Consider the following 19,946-nt stretch of genomic DNA (forward strand, 5'->3'; position numbering starts at 1 on the left):
CGCGGTGGATCTCAGGTCTGAGGCAATGCCGTTTCCAGTTCCGGCACGATCGTGAACAGATCGCCGACGAGACCGTAATCGGCCACGCTGAAGATCGGCGCCTCCGGGTCCTTGTTGATCGCGACGATGACCTTCGAGTCTTTCATGCCGGCCAGATGCTGGATCGCACCCGAGATGCCGACCGCCACGTACAGCTGCGGCGCGACGATCTTGCCCGTTTGACCGACCTGATAGTCGTTCGGCACGAAGCCCGCGTCCACTGCGGCGCGCGATGCGCCCAGCGCTGCGTTCAGCTTGTCGGCCAGCGGCTCCAGCACCTTGGTGTAGTTCTCGCCGTTGCCCAGACCGCGACCGCCCGACACGATGATCTTCGCCGAGGTCAGTTCCGGACGATCCAGCTTCGTCACTTCACGGCTCACGAACGACGAGATGCCGCTGTCTGCCGCGGCCTCGATCTTTTCGACCGCCGCGCTGCCGCCTTCGGCCGCCACGGCGTCGAAACCGGTCGAGCGCACCGTGATGACCTTGATCGGGTCAGCCGATTGCACCGTCGCGATGGCGTTGCCCGCGTAGATCGGACGCTCGAACGTGTCGGCACTGTCTACTGCCGTGATGTCGCTGATCTGCGCGACGTCGAGCTTCGCGGCGATACGCGGCGCGATGTTCTTGCCGTACGCCGTTGCCGGCGCGAGGATGTGCGTGTAGTCCTTCGCGATGTTCAGCACCGTGGCTTCCACGTTTTCCGCGAGACCCGCTTCGAGTTGCGGCGCGTCGGCCAGCAATACCTTCGACACGCCCGCAATCTTCGCTGCCGCGTCGGCCGCTGCCTGCGCGTTGCGACCGGCGACCAGCACGTGAATATCGCCACCGATCTTCTGCGCCGCTGCAATCGTGTTCAGCGTCGCGGCCTTGATCGACGCGTTGCCCCCCGAGGGGGCTTCCTTCGGGGCGTCGAGTTCTGCAATTACCAGATTCGTCATTTCGTCCAATCTCCCTTGTCGACCAGAGTTAGCGCTTTAGCGCTTACTCTGGTCCCATCCTCGTGATCACAGCACCTTGGCTTCGGTCTTCAGCTTCTCGACCAGCGTCTTCACGTCCGGCACCTTCACACCGGCGGAGCGCTTGGGCGGCTCGGCGACTTTCAGCGTCTTCAGGCGCGGTGCAACGTCGACACCGAGATCTTCCGGCTTGATCGTTTCCAGCGGCTTTTTCTTCGCCTTCATGATGTTCGGCAGCGTGACGTAACGCGGCTCGTTCAGGCGCAGGTCGGTGGTGACCACGGCCGGCAGCGTGAGCGACAGCGTCTCAGCACCGCCATCCACTTCACGCGAAACAGTAGCTTTGCCGTCGGCCACGACAACCTTCGACGCGAACGTCGCCTGCGGCAGGTTGGCCAACGCAGCCAGCATCTGGCCGGTCTGGTTCGAATCGTCGTCGATGGCCTGCTTGCCCAGGATGATCAGCTGCGGCTGTTCCTTGTCGACCAGCGCCTTGAGCAGCTTGGCGACCGCCAGCGGCTGCAGTTCTTCGGACGACTCGATCAGGATCGCGCGGTCCGCGCCGATGGCCAGCGCCGTGCGCAGCGTTTCCTGCGACTGCGTCACACCCGCCGACACGGCGATCACTTCCGTTGCCACGCCCGCTTCTTTCAGGCGCACGGCCTCTTCCACCGCGATTTCGTCGAACGGATTCATCGACATCTTCACGTTCGCGATGTCGACACCCGTGCCGTCCGATTTCACACGGACTTTCACGTTGTAGTCGACCACTCTTTTGACTGCCACAACAATCTTCATCCTTCCCTCTCCAATCGGTTTGCACGCTAGTGTGCTCACTCGGGCGAGGCGTTGGAATTCGGCATTCTGAAAGGCCGCATTTCATCCGCTCAAATGCGCGCGCCGCCGCGCCACCAAGGGTTTGGCCGTGGAGCGGCCGCGCGGTAGGCCCGTTAACCCCAGCCTAAACATGTCTTCTGAAATCAATAATTGAGCGACGAGTTCTGCTGATGCACGCTATCAACCATCAAAGCACGGCAAACGATCTGCCCTGCTGGGCGCGACGGCTATCCGTTTTTTTTCAACTTACCAAAACTCGTCACCATGTCAGTCAACTGGCCGGAAACAATCTTCGAGCACTTCAAAGCCGCTGACGTGCGGCAAGTGGCTTATGTACCCGACGCGGGTCACAAACGCCTTATCGAACTCTGTGAAGCAGACGCCGAAATCCATGCAGTTTCGCTGACCACCGAAGAAGAAGGCGTGGCCATGATGGGCGGCGCATGGGCAGGTGGCCAGCGCGGCGTCCTGCTGCTGCAATCGAGCGGCGTGGGCAACTGCATCAACATGCTCTCGCTGCAGCACGAATGCCGCATGCCGATCGTCATGCTGGTCACGATGCGCGGCGAGTGGGGCGAATTCAATCCGTGGCAAGTGGCAATGGGCAAATCCACCCAGGAAGCGCTTGAATCGGCCGGCGTCTACGTCTACCGCGCGGACGACGCCGCCGAAGTACCCGAGACCGTGCGCGCGGCACTGAATTTCGGCTACAACACCTCCCGGATGGTCGCCGTCCTGATCGGACAGCGCGTCATCGGCACCAAAAACTTCAACAAGTGAGCACGAATATGACTCAGCAGACGACGCCATTGAACCGTCGACTGGCGGTCAAGCGGATTCTCCGTGATCGTCAGCAGGACGTTCTGGCAGTGACCAGCCTCGGCAACCCGACCTTCGACGTGGCCGCTGCAGGCGATACGCCCCAGAACTTCTATCTGTGGGGTGCGATGGGCGGAGCCGTCACGTTCGGGCTCGGCATCGCGCTCGCGCAACCTTCGAAGCGCGTGATCGTGTTCGTGGGCGACGGCGAGATGATGATGGGCCTCGGCTCGCTGGCGACCGTCGGTGTCGATCAGCCGTCGAATCTCTCGATCGTCGTGATCGACAACGAACACTACGCAGAAACGGGCATGCAACTGGCCCACGCGGGGCGCGGCGTCGACATCACGGCAATCGCGCGTGCGGCCGGCTTCGACAAGGCGACGACGATCCACACGGAAGGCGAACTCGAAGAATTCGTCGACGTCATCCTGAAAGCTTCGGGCCCCGTGCTCGCCACGGTGAAGGTGGGCACCGATCCCGAACCGACCGCCCTGCCTCCGCGCGACGGTCCGTACCTGCGAAGCCGCTTCCGTGAAGCGCTACTGGGCGCCAAGGCGCACGCGAGTCAGTAAGTTCGGGTCGTATCATGCGGAAACGAAAGCGGCGAGGCGGTTGTCCCCTCGTCGCTTTCGCGCCCGTTTCGCAGCCGTTTCGTAGCCGCTACGCCGCAGCCTGTACGGAAATTCCGCCTCTGTCACCTGCAATCACGTGATCTCCCCGACGCTTCGCGAAGCGTGCCCGATGTTCCCCACTTCAAAATCCCGCGCTTCGAAACAGGCGTCGACACACACCCGCCCAGCTTTATAGTGGACGTTCGCGCCATCCGTCGCCCAGGTAATCATCTCCGTCGTTTGACTACGCAGGCCTCGCGACGAACGGGGCATACTGGCGTCGGCATGGCTATGGGCAGCGAGGTCTCAGGGAAGCGGGAAAATTATCGCAAACACGGATTTGAGCCTTCCTGCTGTTTGCTACACTGGTGTAAGCAGAACGTTATTACTCGGAGCACGTCACATGGCTATGCATTTCGATCTTGTCGATCTTCGTCTCATCACCTGTATTGCCGAGACGGATAGCCTGACGCGTGGCGCCGAGCGATTCCATATGTCGGTACCGGCGGCGAGTACCCGGATCAAGAATCTGGAAGAAAGCCTCGGAACCAAGCTGCTTTACCGGACGAGCCAGGGCGTCACGCTCACGCCGCCTGGTCAGGCATTCCTCCATCATGCCCGTGTCGTGCTGTCTCAACTCGAACAGCTACGCGGCGACATGCAGGAGTACGCGCGCGGCGTCAAAGGTCATGTCCGCATCTTTGCGAACACCACCGCCATGACCGAATTTCTGCCCAACGACCTGCGCGATTTTCTCGCCGAGCATCCGGATGTGAATGTCGAACTGCGCGAACGTTTGAGCCACGACGTGGTTCGTGCGGTCAGCGAAGGGACAGCGGATGTCGGGATCGTTGCCAGTAACGTCAGGCCGGAATCCCTGCAGATTCTGCCGTACCGTTCGGATCGGCTCATTCTGGCGGTATCGAATTCGCATCCCCTCGCCGGGAAAAAGTCGATTCCATTCGAGGAAGCGATCGGTTTCGATTTCGTGGGCCTGCCCGAAGCGAGCGCGATTCATACCTTCCTGAACCGGGTCGCGAGCGACCTGCACAAGAAGCTTCATGTGCGAATCGAAGTGGGCAATTTCGAAGCGCTGTGCCGAATGGTCGAAGCAAACGTCGGCATCGGCGTGCTGCCGGGTTCGTCCGCGGTTCGTTACGTGAAGACCATGAATATCCATCTGGTCGAGATCGAAGACGACTGGGCGACACGCAATCTGCTGATCTGCGTGCGCAGCCTCGATTTGTTGCCGTCCTTCGCACGCGAGCTGGTCGATCTGCTCACTCAAAAGAGCAATGATGCGGAGAACGCGGCCTCGCAAACATCGCGCAAGACTAACGCGACCTGACCCGTCTCTACCATTCGCATACGTCGAACGGCAGGCAATGACCCATCCAGTCATAAGCCGCTCCGCTTTCTGACGCCACCGTATCGCGCGCGTTAGCGTCGCGAGCTGATTCCGGCTTGCTCTGCGGCACCTTATTTCGCGCATTCGCCGATTCGTGATTAGGGTCCTGCTCGATTTTGAAAACCATGATTTATTTCCAGATGTCCTGAACATAGTGCTTCATGCGATCCCGCATGGCACGTCAGGGTGCAGCAATCACCCGCAACGCACAATTCAAAACATCGAAACATCACCTTAGCGTGCCGCTAACGGCACGTTCCGGATAAAGGCGTCGCCTTGTCCTCGAGCTTCGCATGCCTTAAGCGCCGGCTAATGGGGACTTCCAGAATCAATTATTGGCGGCCGGCTATTCGGGACCGACACTTGGATGCCGCCCGGCCCACGCGAATTCTGACGCCATCAATACCTCAGTCACGCACCCGCTAACGGGTGCGGCGTATCGCGCCGGTGCACTACGACATATCAAACAGAACCGTGCATTAACGGTAAGTCAGGAGACAGCCATGGTAGTGGTACATCATTCACTGGATCAGGATCGACTGGAGCCTGCGTCCGGCTCCGTCGACGGCCAGGAAGCCATCCAATTGCCCAACGCGTATCGCCGCTCGTGGTACATCCTGCTGGTCGCATGGGCCGCGTATTTCATCGATCTCTTCATGCGCTACAACATTCCCACGGTAATCCCGATCTTGCGCCGGGAGCACGGGTGGAGTGCGTCGACAATCGGCTGGATCGACTCGTCGTTCCTGATTGCGTATGCCGTCGGTCAATTGCCGTGGGGCGTCATCAGCGAACGCTGGCTCGGTGCGCGTTGGACCGTGACGATCGGCACCGCGCTGATCGCGTTCTCCAGCATTGCATTTGCGATTCACGCCGACAGCATTGCGCTCGCGATTCTGGCCCGCGCACTGATCGGCCTCGGCGCAGCGGCGGTGTGGGTTCCCGTGAACCCGATGCTCGCAAGATGGTTTTCGCCGAAGCTGCGAGGCACGCAAACGGGCATTCTCGCGATGGGCGGGGCGCTCGGAACCGGAGCGGGTGGCGCGCTCATGCCCTTGCTGATCACCGGCAGCGTCTCCCTGTTCGGACTTTCGATGATCCAGTCCGGGTTTCTCTATTCCGCCATTCCCGGCCTGATCATGATCGTGGTGGTTCCTTTGGTATTGCGTGACAAGCCGGAACAGATCGGCCTCGTTTCGCTCGACAAGAAGAAGTTGAAAGTCGGCCGCGTGAACCCGGACACCGATCCGTCCATGGCGTCGTTCTGGAAAATCATGAAGAGTTCGCGGTATCCGTATGTCCTGACCATCGCCTACTCAGGATTCATCGCCAGTAAATATTTTGTCTGGACGTGGTTCGCGGCCTTTCTCGTGTCGACGTATCAGATAAAAATTGGCAATGCGGGATTCCTCTGGGCATTCGTCGCCGCGGTTCCCGCTGCGTTGTGTCAACCGCTCGCGGGTTTCGCTTCCGACAGATTCGGCCACCGCCGCGCACTGATGATCTCGTTGTCTATCGTGGCCTTGATCTGCTCCTTGTTCATTCTCTATACGATCATGGGACCGCGACTGATTCCCGCGTGGATGGTGCTCACCACGGCCGTATTCTTCTCGATCTTCGTGAACATGTGGATTATTGCCTGGCCGCTCACCACGATGCTGTTTCCGACATCCGCCGCGGGACCGATTGGCGGCCTGATGAATACGGTCGCACAAATTCTCGGATCGCTGGCACCCATCGTTTCCGGCTACTTCATCGATATCACCCATTCCTACGTCGTGGTGTTCGTCGCGGGGGCGCTCTGTGCGATCCTCGGCATGGGCGCCGCACGCTTACTGCCGGCCGCGTCCGTGACGGCAAGTTGAAGGTTTCATCGTCAAGCGATTGATAGCGTGCTGCCATTGCATCCGGCAGCACGCTACGCAACTCTGCAGCACAAATGGTCGGGTTATTGGGTGTGAATCGAAGCGAGACAAGACGGGGAAGATAAAAGGCAGACGGCGAATGCGCTGCGCGAAGTCTTTTTTGCGGGTCGCCCATTAGTGTGATTCCCCCGGACAAACCGACGCAAACAATACGATGCCCGCAGTCAGCGCCGCGGGCATCGTTTCAACTTACCTCATGACGAACGGATTCGCCGTCTTGACACCGGTATTGATCCAGACGCTCTTCGTTTGCAGGTATTCGCGGATCGCGTCGATGCCGTTCTCGCGCCCAAGGCCGGAATCCTTATAGCCGCCGAACGGCGACATAAAGCTCACTGCGCGATAGCTGTTGACCCAGACCATGCCCGCTTGCAGTTTTTCGGCGACGCGAATGGATCGCCCGATATCTTTCGTCCACACACCCGATCCCAGCCCGAAGCGCACGTCGTTGGCCAGTGCGACGGCGTCGTCTTCGTCCTTGAACTTGATGATCGACAGGATCGGGCCGAACACCTCTTCCTGAGCAATGCGCATGCTGTTGTTCACATCGCCAAAGATAGTAGGCTCGACGAACCAACCTTTTCCGCACTCCGGCGCGCTGCCAGGCTTGCCGCCGAGCAGCAAGGTCGCACCTTCCTGCTTCGCAGTCTCGATGTACGACAGCACCTTGTGGTATTGCGGTCGCGTCGTGACGGGACCGACTTGCGTGTCCATACTCGACGGGTCGCCCATTTTTGCGGTGCGGGCCAACGCCAGCAGTTTTTCGACGAAGCTGTCGTAAATGCTTTCCTGCAACAGCAGACGCGAGCCCGCGATGCAGGTCTGTCCCGTCGCGGCAAAGATGCCGGAAATCGCGCCGTTCACGGCATCGTCCAGATCGGCGTCTTCGAACACGATATTGGGCGACTTGCCACCGAGTTCGAGACTGACGTGTTTGAACTGACGGGCCGCCGCCTCGTTGATTGCCCGGCCCGTGGAATCCGCACCCGTGAAGGTGATCTTCTTAACCAGCGGATGATCGACGAGCGGCGAGCCGACATCCACACCGAAACCCGTCACGACGTTCACGACACCCGGCGGGAATCCAGCCTCGGTGAAAAGCTTCGCGAATTCGATCGTCGACGCCGACGTGAATTCCGACGGCTTGATCACGACCGTGCAACCCGCCGCCAACGCCGGTGCAATCTTCCAGGTGGCAAGCAGCAACGGCGAATTCCACGGCGTAATGGCGGCGACGACACCGAGCGGTTCATTGCGCGTGAAGTTGAAGTAACCCTTCTTGTCCAGCGGAATCACGGCGCCCTGGATCTTGTCCGCGAGGCCGCCGAAATAGTAATACCACTGCGGCAAATACTGGCATTGGCCGAGCATTTCCGCCATCAGTTTGCCGTTGTCGCGCACTTCGAGTTCGGCAAGCCGCTTTGCGTCGCGAGCGATCAGATCGCCAACCCGATGCAGCAGCAAACCACGCTCGCTCGGGGACATCTGCGACCACGGTCCGCTGCTGAAGGCCGCATGCGCGGCTTGCACGGCCCGGTCGACGTCCGTCGCGTTACCTTTGGCAATCTGCGCCCAGGTTTCGCCCGTGAACGGATTCTCGGTGTCGAACCACTGATCCGAGGCCGACTGGCATGATTCACCGTTGATATACATTTCGAATCGTTGCATGACTACTGTCTCCTTTATCTGATCAGGCGGCCGACGCCACACGCCGCTGCGATTCCGCCAGAATTTCCTGCGCCTTCAGAATGACCGGCCGGTCTACCATGCGACCACCCACCGCCACTGCCGCGCCATGGGAGGCCGTGGCCGCGTCCACAACCTGCTGCGCCCATGCGACGTCCTGCTCGCTGGGAATGAACGCCGCGTTGACCGCCGCCACCTGGCGCGGATGAATACACAGCTTCGCGCCGAAACCGAGCCGTTTTGCGCGAAGCGTGTCGCGCGTGATCTGCGCGGCGTCGTCGAGCGTCGTGCTGACGCCGTCCACGGGCGGCAGCAGGTTGCCGATGCGGGAGGCAAAGACGATCTGCGAGCGGAAGTACAACAACTGTTCGTCGTCGCCGTCGATACCGAGGTCCAGCTGGAAGTCCACGTTGCCGAAAACGAGTCGCGTGGTCAGCCGATGCTGCGCGATCGCGACGACGTTCCGAAATCCTTGAGCGGTTTCGATCATCGGCAGAATGTCGGTCGGCTTGCCGGCGAACTCGCACAGGAAGATATCGTCGATACGTTCCGCCTTCGGCAACATGACGGCGGAAACAGACGGCGCACGGCACAGGGCGATGTCGTCGCGAAACCATTCGCTGTTGACATCGTTGACCCGCACGGCCACCGGCGTACTGTTGGTCGAAAGCCATTCGGCCAGCGCCGCCCGCGCGATTTTCTTCTCGCCGGGCGGAACGGCGTCCTCCAGATCGATCACGACCACATCGACACCCGACGCCGCCGCTTTGGCGAAGCGGTCCGGACGGTTGCCCGGAACAAAGAGATAGGACCGCGGTGCAAGGTCAGCCATGTTGGGCCTCCAGCTGATATTCCGGCAGCAATTTCGGCACGACCGGCGCGTCCGCCATCTTCCACACGGCGGAGATAGCGCGTTGAAGATCTTCTTCGGTCGCGGCATTGCCGTACAGACCGAGCGTGATCGCCTTATGCTCCAGCTCGGCCCGCGTCAGCGTGTTGCCCGGATCGCCTTTGGGGTCGTCGACGCGGCCTTCGAAGCTGCGGCCGCCCTTCGTCTTGACAACCACTTTTCCGATCCAGCGCGACGGATAGGCGCTATCGACCTCCGGGTCAAGCACCATCGAGACCTTCTCGCAAAAATGCGCGACGCTGCTTTCCCGATAGTGTTCGTCGAATACGCGCACGCCGGCGTGTCCAAACTCAGCCACCAGGGCGAGCACCGTACCCATGGAGAACTTTGCCTGATGGACGGTTTGCGGATCGGTGACGGGACCGAGTACGTCGATCGCGGCCTGGTGAACATAGGCGACCACCGATTCGATATCGTTCGGTACGAGCTTCTCGCGTTGAATCACTTGCAACAGCGCATCGGCTGCCGGATGAGTATGGCGGCAGGAAGCGTGATACTTGAACGACGTCTCGACCAGCGCCCAGCGCTCGCCGAGCGCGTCGACGAGTTTCTCCGGATAGGTTTGCGTCGACATGCCCGCGCCCATTCCCTTCGCGCCTTCGAAGATGTCCCTGGCACCGGTGAAACCGTCCGCCGCCAGATAAGCGGCGAGCAGGCCGTTTGCCGCGGCCTTGGCCGTATGCAATTGCTTGGAGTCGGCGGCGTCTTTCAGGAATTCCCAGAGCCCGGCTGCCTGAGTGCCGGCCGAGCCGAACGCGTTGACCATCTGTTCGGCGTTCAGTCGCAGAAGACTGCCCACCGCAGCCGCGGCCGCAATCGTGCCGACCGTGCCGGTGGTGTGAAAAATCTTGTAGTGCGACCGGCCGAGAAATTCGCCGACCCGGATGCCCACTTCATAGCCCGCCACCGACGCGGCGATGAATTCCTTGCCGCTCCGGCCAAGCGCCTGAGCAACCGCCCATGCTGCGGGAAACACGACGGTGGCTGGGTGCAGGACGGAACTGTTGTGCAGATCGTCCTGTTCGGCGAAATGCGATGCTGCGGCGTTGATCATGGCCGCGAATAGCGCGCTGGTGGTGCGACGGGAGATCAACACTTCACAAGGACCCGACTGCGGTCCGAATTCGAAGGCGTATTTCTGGATCGTCTGGACGGGCCGCGCCTCGCGGCCGGCCAACGCCGATCCGAACCAGTCGAGGAAGAGATCTTCGGTACGCGCTACGACGTTTTGGGGTATCTGTTCGAACTTGAGACTGGCTGCAAACGAAGCAAGAATCTGTGTATTGCTCATCACTGGCTTACCTTGACTGGGAGGTTAGATTACGGCCGCTTCACGAAGCTCGCGGATGGCATCGGCCGTCAAGCCCAGTTCATTCAGGAGGGCTTCTGTGTGTTGGCCTAACGCGGGTACGGCGTCCATCCGAACGTCGGCTGCCGTGCCGACGCCCGGCGGCAGCAGGGCGGGAATGGAGCCGGCAGGGGAATCGATATTCACCCAGCGATCGCGCTCTTTCAGCTGGGCATGCGACCAGACGTCGGACATGTCGTTCATGCGCGCGTTGGCGATTTGCGCGCTGTCCAATCGGGCGATCACTTCTTCGGAAGTCAATCTGGCAAACTCGGCGACGATGATCTCGCGCAGCACTTCGCGCGCCGCGGCACGCTTCGAATTGGAACTGAAGCGCGGATCGACGGCGAGCTCGGCGTTTCTCAGCACCTGCGCGCAAAAAGCGCCCCATTCGCGTTCGTTCTGCAGACCCAGCATGACCGTCTTCCCGTCGCCGGCAGGGAAAGGACCGTACGGGTAGATCGTTGCGTGGGCAGCGCCGGCACGCGGCGGCGGAGTGGCGCCGTCGAATGCGTAATAGAGCGGATAAGACATCCACTCCACCATGCTCTCCAGCATCGAGATATCGATCTCGCGTCCCACGCCGGTTTTCGAGCGCTGCAGAAGCGCGGAGAGAATATTCGTGTACGCGTACATTCCTGCGGCGATATCGGCGATCGAACAACCGGCCTTGGCGGGCGAGTCCGGGCCACCCGTAATCGACAGGAAGCCCGACTCGCTCTGGATCAGCAGGTCATAGGCTTTCTTGTCGCGATAAGACCCATCGGAACCGTAACCGGAGATGTTGCACACAATCAAACGCGGGTACTTGTGACGCAGCGCTTCGTACGACAAACCGAGCCGAGCCGCTGCGCCGGGTGCCAGGTTCTGCACCAGCACGTCGGTGTCTTCCAGTAGCCGCTCGAAAATGTCCTGCGCCTGCGGAGCCTTGACGTCGAGCGTCAGGCTTTCCTTGGAGCGGTTGCACCACACGAAATGCGAGGCCATGCCGTGTACGCGTTCATCGTAAGCACGCGCGAAATCACCGACACCGGGACGCTCGATCTTGATCACGCGCGCGCCCAGATCCGCGAGCTGCCGCGTGCAGAATGGTGCTGCAATCGCGTGTTCGAGGGTGATGACCTTTACGCCGTCCAGCGGTTTCATTGACGTCCCCTCAGAATGAACGCGGCAGACCAAGCAGGTGCTCGGCTACATACGAGAGAATCAGATTGGTGGAGATCGGCGCGACCTGATAAAGGCGGGTTTCGCGGAATTTACGCTCCACGTCGTACTCCGTCGCAAAACCAAAACCGCCGTGAAACTGCAGGCACGCGTTCGCCGCTTCCCAGGAGGCGTCGGCCGCAAGAAGTTTGGCCATATTGGCTTGCGCGCCGGCCGGCAATTTGGCGTCGAACAGTTCGCAGGCCTTGTAGCGCATCAGGCTGGCGGCCTCGACGTTCACGTACGCGCGTGCGATGGGGAATTGCACGCCCTGGTTCTGGCCGATCGGGCGGCCGAAAACAACGCGCTCCTTCACGTAGCTGGAGACCTTGTCGAGGAACCAGTAGCCATCGCCGATACATTCCGCGGCGATCAGCGTGCGCTCGGCATTCAAACCGTCGAGAATATATTTGAATCCCTTACCTTCTTCGCCAATCAGGTTTTCAGCGGGAATCTCGAGGTTGTCGAAAAACAGCTCGTTCGTCTCGTGATTCACCATGTTCGGGATCGGGCGAACCGTCATGCCTTTCTTGATCGCCTCGTGCAGATCGACCAGAAAGATCGACATGCCTTCCGACTTCTTCGCGACCTGGTCGATCGGCGTGGTACGCGCCAGCAGGATCATCAGGTCGGAGTGTTGAACCCGCGAAATCCAGACCTTCTGACCGTTGACCACATAACGGTCGCCCTTGCGAACCGCCGTCGTCTTGAGTTTGGTCGTGTCGGTGCCGGTCGTCGGTTCGGTCACGCCCATCGACTGGAGGCGCAGCTTGCCGCTCGCGATCTCCGGAAGGTATCTGGCCTTCTGTTCCTCGGAGCCGTGCCTGAGCAGCGTGCCCATGTTGTACATCTGCCCGTGGCACGCGCCTGAATTACCGCCGCTGCGGTTGATCTCTTCCATGATGACCGACGCTTCGGTCAGGCCAAGCCCCGAGCCGCCGTATTCCTGCGGAATGAGCGCGGCCAGCCAACCGGCGTCGGTCAAGGCTTGCACGAAGGTCTCAGGGTAGCCGCGTTCCTCGTCGATCTTGCGGAAGTATTCAGCGGGGAAGTTCGAACACAGATCGCGAACGGCTTCGCGAATGTCCTGATAGGGGTCAACATTGGCCAGCACTTGTCTCTACTCCTTGGAGTTCGTTATAAAAAAACTTACGCGGACGCCGCCAGCGTCGCTTCGGCGTCCATGCACAGCACGCCATCGGAATTTGCTGCCCAGAGCTTCACTGCCGCCGATCCGGGCGCGCGGGCCGCGCAGATAGAAAAAGGGACACCGTCGAAAAGCGGATTCACCGCCTTGAATGAAAAGGAAACGATCGACTCGTCCGGCACGCAGCGCCGCAACAGGTCGATCAGCAACGTAGCCGTGAGCGGTCCGTGGACGACCAGCGCGGGATAGCCCTCCTGGTCGCGGGCATAGGTGCGGTCATAGTGGATGCGGTGCCCGTTGAAGGTCGCCGCGGAGTAGCGAAACAGCAGCACCGGGTCCGGTGCGATTTCCCGCTTCCAGGTGAATTCCGTCGGCGCGCTCGGTGCTGTTGCCGGCGCGTAGGCAGTCGCCGCTGCATCCCGGTACACCACGTCCTGCTCTTCGGAAATCAGCGGCCCTTCATTGTCTTCGAGTTCGTGACGCAGACGGACGAAGACGAGTTTGCCGCTGCGCCCCTCTTTCGCGGCAACGTCGAGAATCTGCGACGTCCGCGTCACGTCGCTGCCCACCGTCAGCGGGCGCCTGAACTGGATCCGGCTACCCGCCCACATGCGTCTAGGGAGCGGCACGGGCGGCAGGAAACCGCCCCGTTTCGGGTGTCCGTCCGCGCCCACCTGCGATTGCGGAACAATGTGAGGGAACAGCGCCCAATGCCAGAGCGGCGGCAGCGGCCAGCCTGTCTGCACGACGTCCTCATAGTCCAGTGACGCGGCGAGTTGCTTCGCCAGGCGCGGCGAGACAAATTCGCTCTCGGCCTGAGTGCGGCCAATCCAGGAGCGTAGATAATCGAGTTCGGCAGTCATGGGATCGTCAGGTAGCAGTGTTGACGCTAGATTGACTCACCCGCCCCCGTACCACAATTTGTGTGTTGAGAAGAGGGCTTTAAGCGCAGACTAACTGTCGCCTGCCGCGACTGCCGGGCACCGCGGCTCGTTTGACCAGACTTGTACAATAGGACGACGCGATTCCGTCGCGCCGGGCACGACAGCGGCCGCAGACAATATAAGGACCTTACATGCCGAAGAAATCGGAATCTCCGTCAAACGGAGCCGACAACCCAGCGAGCCAGACTCTGGCCGATAAGGCCACTATTTTGTTGCGCAAAGCCGTTCTGAATCTTTCTCTCGAACCCGGATCGCGGCTCGACGAGCGCGTGCTCGACAGCCAGTTTGGCATTAGCCGCACACCCGCCCGCGAAGCGCTGAACCGGCTCGCATCGGAAGGTCTGGTCAAGATCGAGGCGAAGCTCGGGTACTTTGTGCCCGCACTCAATCTTGGCGAAATCAAGAGTTTCTTCGACGCCTATTTCGTGGAAGAAAAGGCCATCGCGTTTTTCTGCAACTTTCAGGACGAAAACCTGGTTGACGATCTCAAGAGGATCAACAGAGAGCATGCAGCGGCTCAGAATATGGTTAACCCTGATGCGATCCAGAACACCAATACCAACTTTCACCTGAGAATCGCCGAGGCCTGCGACAACGATCACCTGATGGCGTTTTCGCAGCAGATGCAGAATCACTCGCAGCGATTGACCTACTACATCTATCGCGTCGAAAGGCAGTTCGAAGTGGATCTGCGAGGCGAGCACAAGCTCATACAGCGTCAGCACAACGACATCATTCAAGCTATCGTCAACTGCGACCGGGAACAGTTGAGCGCAAGCATGACGGCACATGCGCAACAATTCCATAGCCGTGTGACGCGTATTCTCTCGCAGTCCAATGGCGCGCTATTCCAGTTGAACCTTTAGATTTTAGATCAGCGGTGCATGTGCGAGAGCTCGCACGCCGACTCGCGTTAAAAGCGGTGCCTTATGCCGACCGAAACCAGGCTTTGCGTATTCGATGAAGACGGACTTGCCCCGCTGATTGCGGCAACCGCCGCATGACCCGTCGAGTCGGTACCGCTGGCATACTGGCGGAAAAATAACGCGTACAGATCGGTGCGTTTCGACAGCAAATAGTCCACGCCCAGATTAGCCTGCTGATAATGCGACGATCCAATCGGCCCCACCCCGCTGCCGCGTGTGTAGTGATAGGCGGCGCCAAGCAGGATAGTCGGCGTCAGCGTGTACTTCAAATTGAGTTCACCCGTCGTGAAATTCGCGTCGCCGTGCAGCGTTGTTGCAGCGCCTGCAACCGGCGTGCCTCCAATATCGTTGAATCGCGTGTTGGTCAGTACCGCTGCCACGCGCAGACTGCTGAACACGTAAGCCCCGCCGATACCGATAACCTGCTGGCTGTGCGCCGATGCATATCCGCTCGCAACCGGACTCGTTATGTTCGAACCCGTCAGGCTATCGTTTGCCTTGTTGCCCCATAGAGAAAAATTGGGGTTCCGCGCGTTCAGGATACCCACGGCGAGACTCAGTCCTCCACCGGAATAGCCGCCGGCGAGAGACCAGATCTGATTCTGCGAGAAATCACCCGCTTTACCGCCGAGGCTATAAAGGCCGCCGACGCTGAAACCGTGATAGTCGACGCTCTGATACTTGATGGCATTGTTGACGCGATTCGTGCTGTCGAGATTATCGAGGTCGCCGGGGTGCGTACCAAACGTCGATCCCGACGCGGCCCAGTCACCGCCCGACGAGAACGCACCCAGATAAATGCTGGACGATGCATACTGACGACCCAGTGTGGCAGTACCGAACTGTGTGCTGCTGAGCCCGACGAACGCCTGCCGTCCAAAGAAGGTGCCGTTCTGGCCCAAGGCGCCCGTCGTCGCGCTGTAGCCGTTTTCCAGTGTGAATATGGCCGACAAGCCCGCGCCCAGGTCTTCCTTTCCTGTGACGCCCCAACGCCCCGCTCCTTCCGTTCCGCTCGTGAGCGCGTAAGTCGGCGCACCTTTCGCGTTCGAGTTGTAGGTGACGCCGGCATCCACGATGCCGTAAAGCACGACCGACGATTGAGCATGCGCCACGCCTGCGAATGCGACACAACCCAAACAGAACAGCTTTTTCATTTCACTTTCCCTTTTATATTCGACGCTATATATGGTGTACTAAACGTTTTCGATATGTATCGACGTGATGTGTTGCAGTGAAGGAGCGATCCACGAACCGCGCCGCGCAGTGCTGCAACGGTGGCCTGGTCCTACCGCATACTCGACACTCTTCGGCACTGCCGCTAAATACTTGGGCGCTGGACCCGACTCTCTTGCCCCATGCCTTGCATAAAGCTAGTTATTCGCGACGACGGCGGGAAGCGCCAAGACTGCGACCACTAGCTCGATCTGGAATACTCTGACGGCCAGCCAGTCACATCAGCGACTCAGGTTCGACACCGCTTCCGCCAAACGTTGAACGCGCTGCTCGGCTGCCGCAAGTAGCGCCGAGACCGCGACGATTTCCGCCGCCTGCCCGACTTCGCCGACAGTGGGCGACGACGGTGCGATTCTGAGCACACTGTCCGCAGGATCGACTCCGCGTGGGAACGGCGCACCGGCCGGCGTGAGCGTGACGCCGGCCGCTTTCGACAGGTCGACGACGCGCTTCGCGATTCCGTGCGTTAGATTCAAGGTGATGAAATAGCCGCCCTTCGGCAGCGTCCACGATGCGATGCCGGAACCTTCGAACAGTCGTCTGAAGTTCTGATCGACGATGCTGAAGCGGGGAGCCAGAATTTCGCGGTGGCGCCGCATCAACGCCTTCAGCCCTTCCGGATTCTTGAGGAAGCGAAGATGGCGCAATTGATTCACCTTGTCCGGACCCACGCTGCGTACCGATGCGTGGCGCAGCCACCACTGGATGTTTTCCTTCGAGCTACCCAACATCGCGAGGCCGGCTCCGGCGAAGGTGACTTTTGACGTGGAGCCGAAAACCAGCGGCCTATTCTCGTTTCCAAGCTCCTTGCACAGCGCGACGATGTTCGCGATCTGCGTTTCGTCTTCGGTGAGATGGTGTAACCAGTAGGCGTTGTCCCAGAACAGGCGGAAGTCGGCAGCGGCGGTCGGCATCGAGGCCAATGCGCGTATTTTGCTGTCGGAGTAGGTTGCGCCAGTAGGGTTGCTGTACTTCGGCACACACCACATGCCTTTGATCGATTCATCGGTCGCCACCGCCGCGCGAATGAAGTCGATGTCTGGACCGTCGAACGACATGGGCACCGGAATCAACCGGATTCCGAACGCTTCGCATATTGCAAAATGGCGGTCATATCCCGGAACCGGGCAAAGAAATGCGATTCCACCGGGCACCTGATGCCAGGGCTTGTGGCCCTCGATGCCCGCCCTCCACGCGTGACTCACGCAGTCGTACATCAATGCAAGGCTCGAGTTTCCATCTACGACGAGGTTGTCGGCATCGATCTCCATACTCGCGGAGAAAAGCTCCCTGACCTCGCGCAGACCTTGCTGGCCCATATAATTTCGCACGTCGACGCCGTCGTCCGATACGAAATCCGTTGCACCGGGCAAGCTCAACAATTCGTCCGACAAGGCGACCTGTTCGCGTGACGGAACGCCTCGCGCAATATTCAGATTCAACTGTAGAGCTTGAAGACAGCTGTAGCGGACCTTGAGTCCTCGGTGAATCGCTGCGAGTTCAGCTTCATCGCAAGTCAGGATATTCTGCATTCTTTCTTCTTCCAATGATCTAAAAGACGGGTACGGCTGCAATCAGTCCACGGCTCACAGATTGAAGGTCATGGAGCCGTACAGGAACAGAACGTTGAACAGGATCAACGGGATCGCGGTCATGATCTGCAACCTGATGAGCGAATACTTTCCGCCCAGGTCCAGTAGAGAAACCGGGACGATGTTGTATGTCGCATTCATGGGCGTCACGAGCGATCCGCAATAGCCGGAGAACATGCCCACCGCCGCGACAATGGCGGGATTGGCGCCGTATTGAACGATGAGAATGGGAATTCCCACGCCGGCAGCCATGAGTGGAAAGACCGCAAAGGCATTTCCCATCACCATGGTGATCGACATCATGCCGAGGCAGTAAACCGCGACCGTGAGAAACCTGCTGTCCAGCTGAAGCAGAGGCGCCAATGCATGCGTGACCGATGTTCCTACTCCAGCGCGAATGAACAGCAGACCAAGAATCGCGAGAACCTGCGGCAAGACAATGGGCCAACCGAAAGAGTCGATCAAACGATGCGCCTCGACCGTGGACTGCGCAGGACTATCGCGTGTAATCACACACGTCACGGCAAGAGCAATGATGACCGCAAGTCCCAGCGATGACAGTACGATGTTCGAAGGGTCGATGAGCGGTTTTCCGGCGATCACCAGCCTGGGTGCGAGCAAGGTGAAGATCATCGTCATCAACGGGATCGTCAATGCGGGGATGAACAGCCTGACGCCGAGACGTCTCGCCGAATCGGCGCGTGCATGTTCATCCGGAAACGCGTGCTTGCCGGGTTTAACACCACCCAACGCGGCGATTGCCGCCATCAGGAAAACCGCGCAACCCACCACAATGGGCGGCAACTCGTCGCCAACCAGAAAGTTGATACCGTAGAGGCCCCAGAACGAGGCGGTCATGAGCCTGTACTTCTGCTTCGGGTTAGCGAGCGCCCTATATGCCGCGACGAGCAGCACGATACCGAGCAGACGGCAGAGTAGCGAGACGGAGATCATTGCTTCTCCTCGGCGATCGGCATGTGAGTCGCCGGGAAAGAATTCTCACCAACTCGCCGTTTCGAAATTCGCGTGGAGTACCAGCCGAGTCGAATCGAATGGATGACAAATGCAGCGACGGCGGTCGGAATTCCCCAGAACGCGATATGAAGGGGATCTACGGCGATATGTTCTTCTAATAAAATAGTGTGCATGAGCGCGATAGCGCCGAAAGCCACGAAGATATCTTCCCCGAAAAACAATCCAACATTGTCTGCAGACGCTGCATAGCCTCGTATCTCCCGCAATTCCTCATTAGATAAACAACCCGCTTGCATTTCGGCCACGCCTTCGGCCATCGGAGCAACAATCGGCCGTACCATCTGCACCTGGCCGCCCAAACTGGTCAGTCCGATTGCAGCGGAAACCTCTCGAAGCAACAGATAAACGATCAACAGTCTGCCGACCGTCGCGGTCCGTATCCGTTTGATGGACGCATACGAAAACTCTTTTAACCCGTGACGCTCCAGCAACCCGAAGACGACGACGGGCAAAAGGATGATCAAAGGAAGGTTGCGCGTTTTGATAAAAGACTGCCCAACCACAGTCAGTATTTCGACTATCGTCATATGGCCGATAACGCCCGTCACTACTGCCGCGATCGCAGCACCGGCAAGTGGATTTAGTCCTACTAAGAACGTCGCCACCATGATGACGACACCAACCAAAGGCAGATAGGCGGAAATCATCTGTTTCCTCTGTCGTGAGGGATTTAACGAAGCCGAGCGCTGTGTGCGTCAACTGAGTGTCGCCACGATATATGCTCAATATATCCGTATAAGTTAGTGTTTACCCGTGGCGAAGTCGGTGGGCGTCATCGCCCACTTCCAAAGATGGCGGGGCGCTCGCCTGTCTCTGCTGATCCGATCGAAATCGGACCTGATCAAACGGCGTCCGATTTCGCGCTTCCGGCAATTTTGTGAAAGGCGAAAACACGGCTATTCAGCGGCCGACAAAGCATGGATAGGAACGCCCGAGAGCCTTGAGTGACGCGGCATAGCGGCGACGATCGAACGCTGGTGCTTAGCACTGAATCGGCTGCTGATTCCGCAAAACAGCGCGTCGCGCTTTCTTCATACGCGTGCCGTTATGACGACATCGCGTGCCTCAGCTTCCGCAACCCGCGTTAACGCACGGTTAAGGCGCCGTTTCGCAATTAGAGACGGTCGCGATGGTCGATGTGCCACATCGCGCCGTCGCGCCGGCTCAGGTGAACTCGCAGTTAGCCTGCGTTTAAGGCGGTCTTCTTCGAACACAAATGGTCGTCGGTGGATGACTGCGTCAATCTAGTGGCGCTTTACGCATCGACGCGTCGCGACACCGAATCAAGGAGACATTCCGTGTCGCGATATGTGTGTATTAC

The 19,946-nt window shown here is 59.5% G+C and carries 18 protein-coding genes; 5 read left to right on the plus strand and 13 right to left on the minus strand.

Features of this window, described 5'->3' with window-relative positions; genetic code table 11:
• Nucleotides 1-11: 11 nt before the first annotated feature.
• A complete protein-coding gene (locus tag P3T18_RS02180; RefSeq protein WP_429298265.1) occupies nucleotides 12-980 on the minus strand; it encodes an electron transfer flavoprotein subunit alpha/FixB family protein in 969 nt (322 codons plus the stop codon).
• A gap of 66 nt (nucleotides 981-1,046) precedes the next feature.
• Entirely contained in the window at nucleotides 1,047-1,796 is a 750-nt protein-coding gene (locus P3T18_RS02185) for an electron transfer flavoprotein subunit beta/FixA family protein (RefSeq protein ID WP_429298266.1), read from the minus strand.
• A 303-nt stretch (nucleotides 1,797-2,099) separates the two neighbouring features.
• Between P3T18_RS02185 and P3T18_RS02190 the strand changes: the two genes are divergently transcribed.
• The 3 genes from P3T18_RS02190 to P3T18_RS02200 all read left to right on the plus strand — a co-directional run bounded on the left by P3T18_RS02190 (nucleotide 2,100) and on the right by P3T18_RS02200 (nucleotide 4,616).
• Nucleotides 2,100-2,615: a thiamine pyrophosphate-binding protein gene (locus P3T18_RS02190; protein ID WP_429298267.1), complete on the plus strand. Its 516-nt coding sequence runs from the start codon at nucleotides 2,100-2,102 to the stop codon at nucleotides 2,613-2,615.
• Nucleotides 2,616-2,623: 8 nt separating this feature from the next.
• Nucleotides 2,624-3,229, plus strand: coding sequence for a thiamine pyrophosphate-dependent enzyme (locus P3T18_RS02195; RefSeq protein ID WP_429298268.1), 606 nt, complete (start codon nucleotides 2,624-2,626; stop codon nucleotides 3,227-3,229).
• Between the two features lie 442 nt (nucleotides 3,230-3,671).
• Nucleotides 3,672-4,616 (plus strand): LysR substrate-binding domain-containing protein, encoded by a 945-nt coding sequence (locus tag P3T18_RS02200; protein WP_429298269.1) that lies wholly within the window; start codon nucleotides 3,672-3,674, stop codon nucleotides 4,614-4,616.
• 7 nt (nucleotides 4,617-4,623) lie between these two features.
• Here P3T18_RS02200 and P3T18_RS02205 read toward each other — a convergent pair whose 3' ends face one another.
• Nucleotides 4,624-4,803 (minus strand): hypothetical protein, encoded by a 180-nt coding sequence (locus P3T18_RS02205; RefSeq protein WP_429298270.1) that lies wholly within the window; start codon nucleotides 4,801-4,803, stop codon nucleotides 4,624-4,626.
• Nucleotides 4,804-5,179: 376 nt separating this feature from the next.
• Here P3T18_RS02205 and P3T18_RS02210 point away from each other — a divergent pair, with 376 nt between their 5' ends.
• Nucleotides 5,180-6,541 (plus strand): MFS transporter, encoded by a 1,362-nt coding sequence (locus P3T18_RS02210; RefSeq protein WP_429298271.1) that lies wholly within the window; start codon nucleotides 5,180-5,182, stop codon nucleotides 6,539-6,541.
• A gap of 249 nt (nucleotides 6,542-6,790) precedes the next feature.
• Here the strand turns inward: P3T18_RS02210 and P3T18_RS02215 are convergent, their stop codons facing one another.
• From P3T18_RS02215 to P3T18_RS02240, 6 genes are read right to left on the minus strand one after another with little or no spacing between them, the layout of a single operon-like run.
• Entirely contained in the window at nucleotides 6,791-8,269 is a 1,479-nt protein-coding gene (locus tag P3T18_RS02215) for an aldehyde dehydrogenase (protein ID WP_429298272.1), read from the minus strand.
• 22 nt (nucleotides 8,270-8,291) lie between these two features.
• A complete protein-coding gene (locus P3T18_RS02220; RefSeq protein ID WP_429298273.1) occupies nucleotides 8,292-9,119 on the minus strand; it encodes an HpcH/HpaI aldolase/citrate lyase family protein in 828 nt (275 codons plus the stop codon).
• Nucleotides 9,112-10,488, minus strand: a complete 1,377-nt coding sequence (locus tag P3T18_RS02225) for an MmgE/PrpD family protein (protein WP_429298274.1) — start codon at nucleotides 10,486-10,488, stop codon at nucleotides 9,112-9,114. The genes P3T18_RS02220 and P3T18_RS02225 overlap by 8 nt, the downstream gene beginning before the upstream one ends.
• Before the next feature lie 24 nt (nucleotides 10,489-10,512).
• Nucleotides 10,513-11,691 (minus strand): CaiB/BaiF CoA transferase family protein, encoded by a 1,179-nt coding sequence (locus P3T18_RS02230; protein WP_429298275.1) that lies wholly within the window; start codon nucleotides 11,689-11,691, stop codon nucleotides 10,513-10,515.
• Nucleotides 11,692-11,701: 10 nt separating this feature from the next.
• A complete protein-coding gene (locus tag P3T18_RS02235; RefSeq protein WP_429298276.1) occupies nucleotides 11,702-12,862 on the minus strand; it encodes an acyl-CoA dehydrogenase family protein in 1,161 nt (386 codons plus the stop codon).
• 35 nt (nucleotides 12,863-12,897) lie between these two features.
• Nucleotides 12,898-13,758 carry an FAS1-like dehydratase domain-containing protein gene (locus P3T18_RS02240; RefSeq protein WP_429298277.1) on the minus strand — a complete coding sequence of 287 codons (861 nt, stop codon included), beginning with the start codon at nucleotides 13,756-13,758 and terminating at the stop codon, nucleotides 12,898-12,900.
• A gap of 212 nt (nucleotides 13,759-13,970) precedes the next feature.
• Between P3T18_RS02240 and P3T18_RS02245 the strand changes: the two genes are divergently transcribed.
• Nucleotides 13,971-14,705, plus strand: coding sequence for a GntR family transcriptional regulator (locus P3T18_RS02245; RefSeq protein ID WP_429298278.1), 735 nt, complete (start codon nucleotides 13,971-13,973; stop codon nucleotides 14,703-14,705).
• A gap of 47 nt (nucleotides 14,706-14,752) precedes the next feature.
• Here P3T18_RS02245 and P3T18_RS02250 read toward each other — a convergent pair whose 3' ends face one another.
• From P3T18_RS02250 to P3T18_RS02265, 4 genes are all read right to left on the minus strand, one after another.
• Nucleotides 14,753-15,919 carry a porin gene (locus P3T18_RS02250; protein WP_429298279.1) on the minus strand — a complete coding sequence of 389 codons (1,167 nt, stop codon included), beginning with the start codon at nucleotides 15,917-15,919 and terminating at the stop codon, nucleotides 14,753-14,755.
• Between the two features lie 300 nt (nucleotides 15,920-16,219).
• Nucleotides 16,220-17,530 (minus strand): aminotransferase class I/II-fold pyridoxal phosphate-dependent enzyme, encoded by a 1,311-nt coding sequence (locus tag P3T18_RS02255; protein ID WP_429298280.1) that lies wholly within the window; start codon nucleotides 17,528-17,530, stop codon nucleotides 16,220-16,222.
• 54 nt (nucleotides 17,531-17,584) lie between these two features.
• The gene (locus P3T18_RS02260; RefSeq protein WP_429298281.1) at nucleotides 17,585-18,544 is read right to left on the minus strand and encodes a DUF979 domain-containing protein; all 960 of its coding nucleotides are present in this window, start codon (nucleotides 18,542-18,544) and stop codon (nucleotides 17,585-17,587) included.
• Nucleotides 18,541-19,272 (minus strand): DUF969 domain-containing protein, encoded by a 732-nt coding sequence (locus P3T18_RS02265; protein ID WP_429298282.1) that lies wholly within the window; start codon nucleotides 19,270-19,272, stop codon nucleotides 18,541-18,543. Before P3T18_RS02265 ends, P3T18_RS02260 begins: the two co-directional genes overlap by 4 nt.
• Nucleotides 19,273-19,946 lie beyond the last annotated feature (674 nt).

The organism is Paraburkholderia sp. GAS199, from assembly GCF_050436585.1.
Lineage (GTDB): Bacteria > Pseudomonadota > Gammaproteobacteria > Burkholderiales > Burkholderiaceae > Paraburkholderia.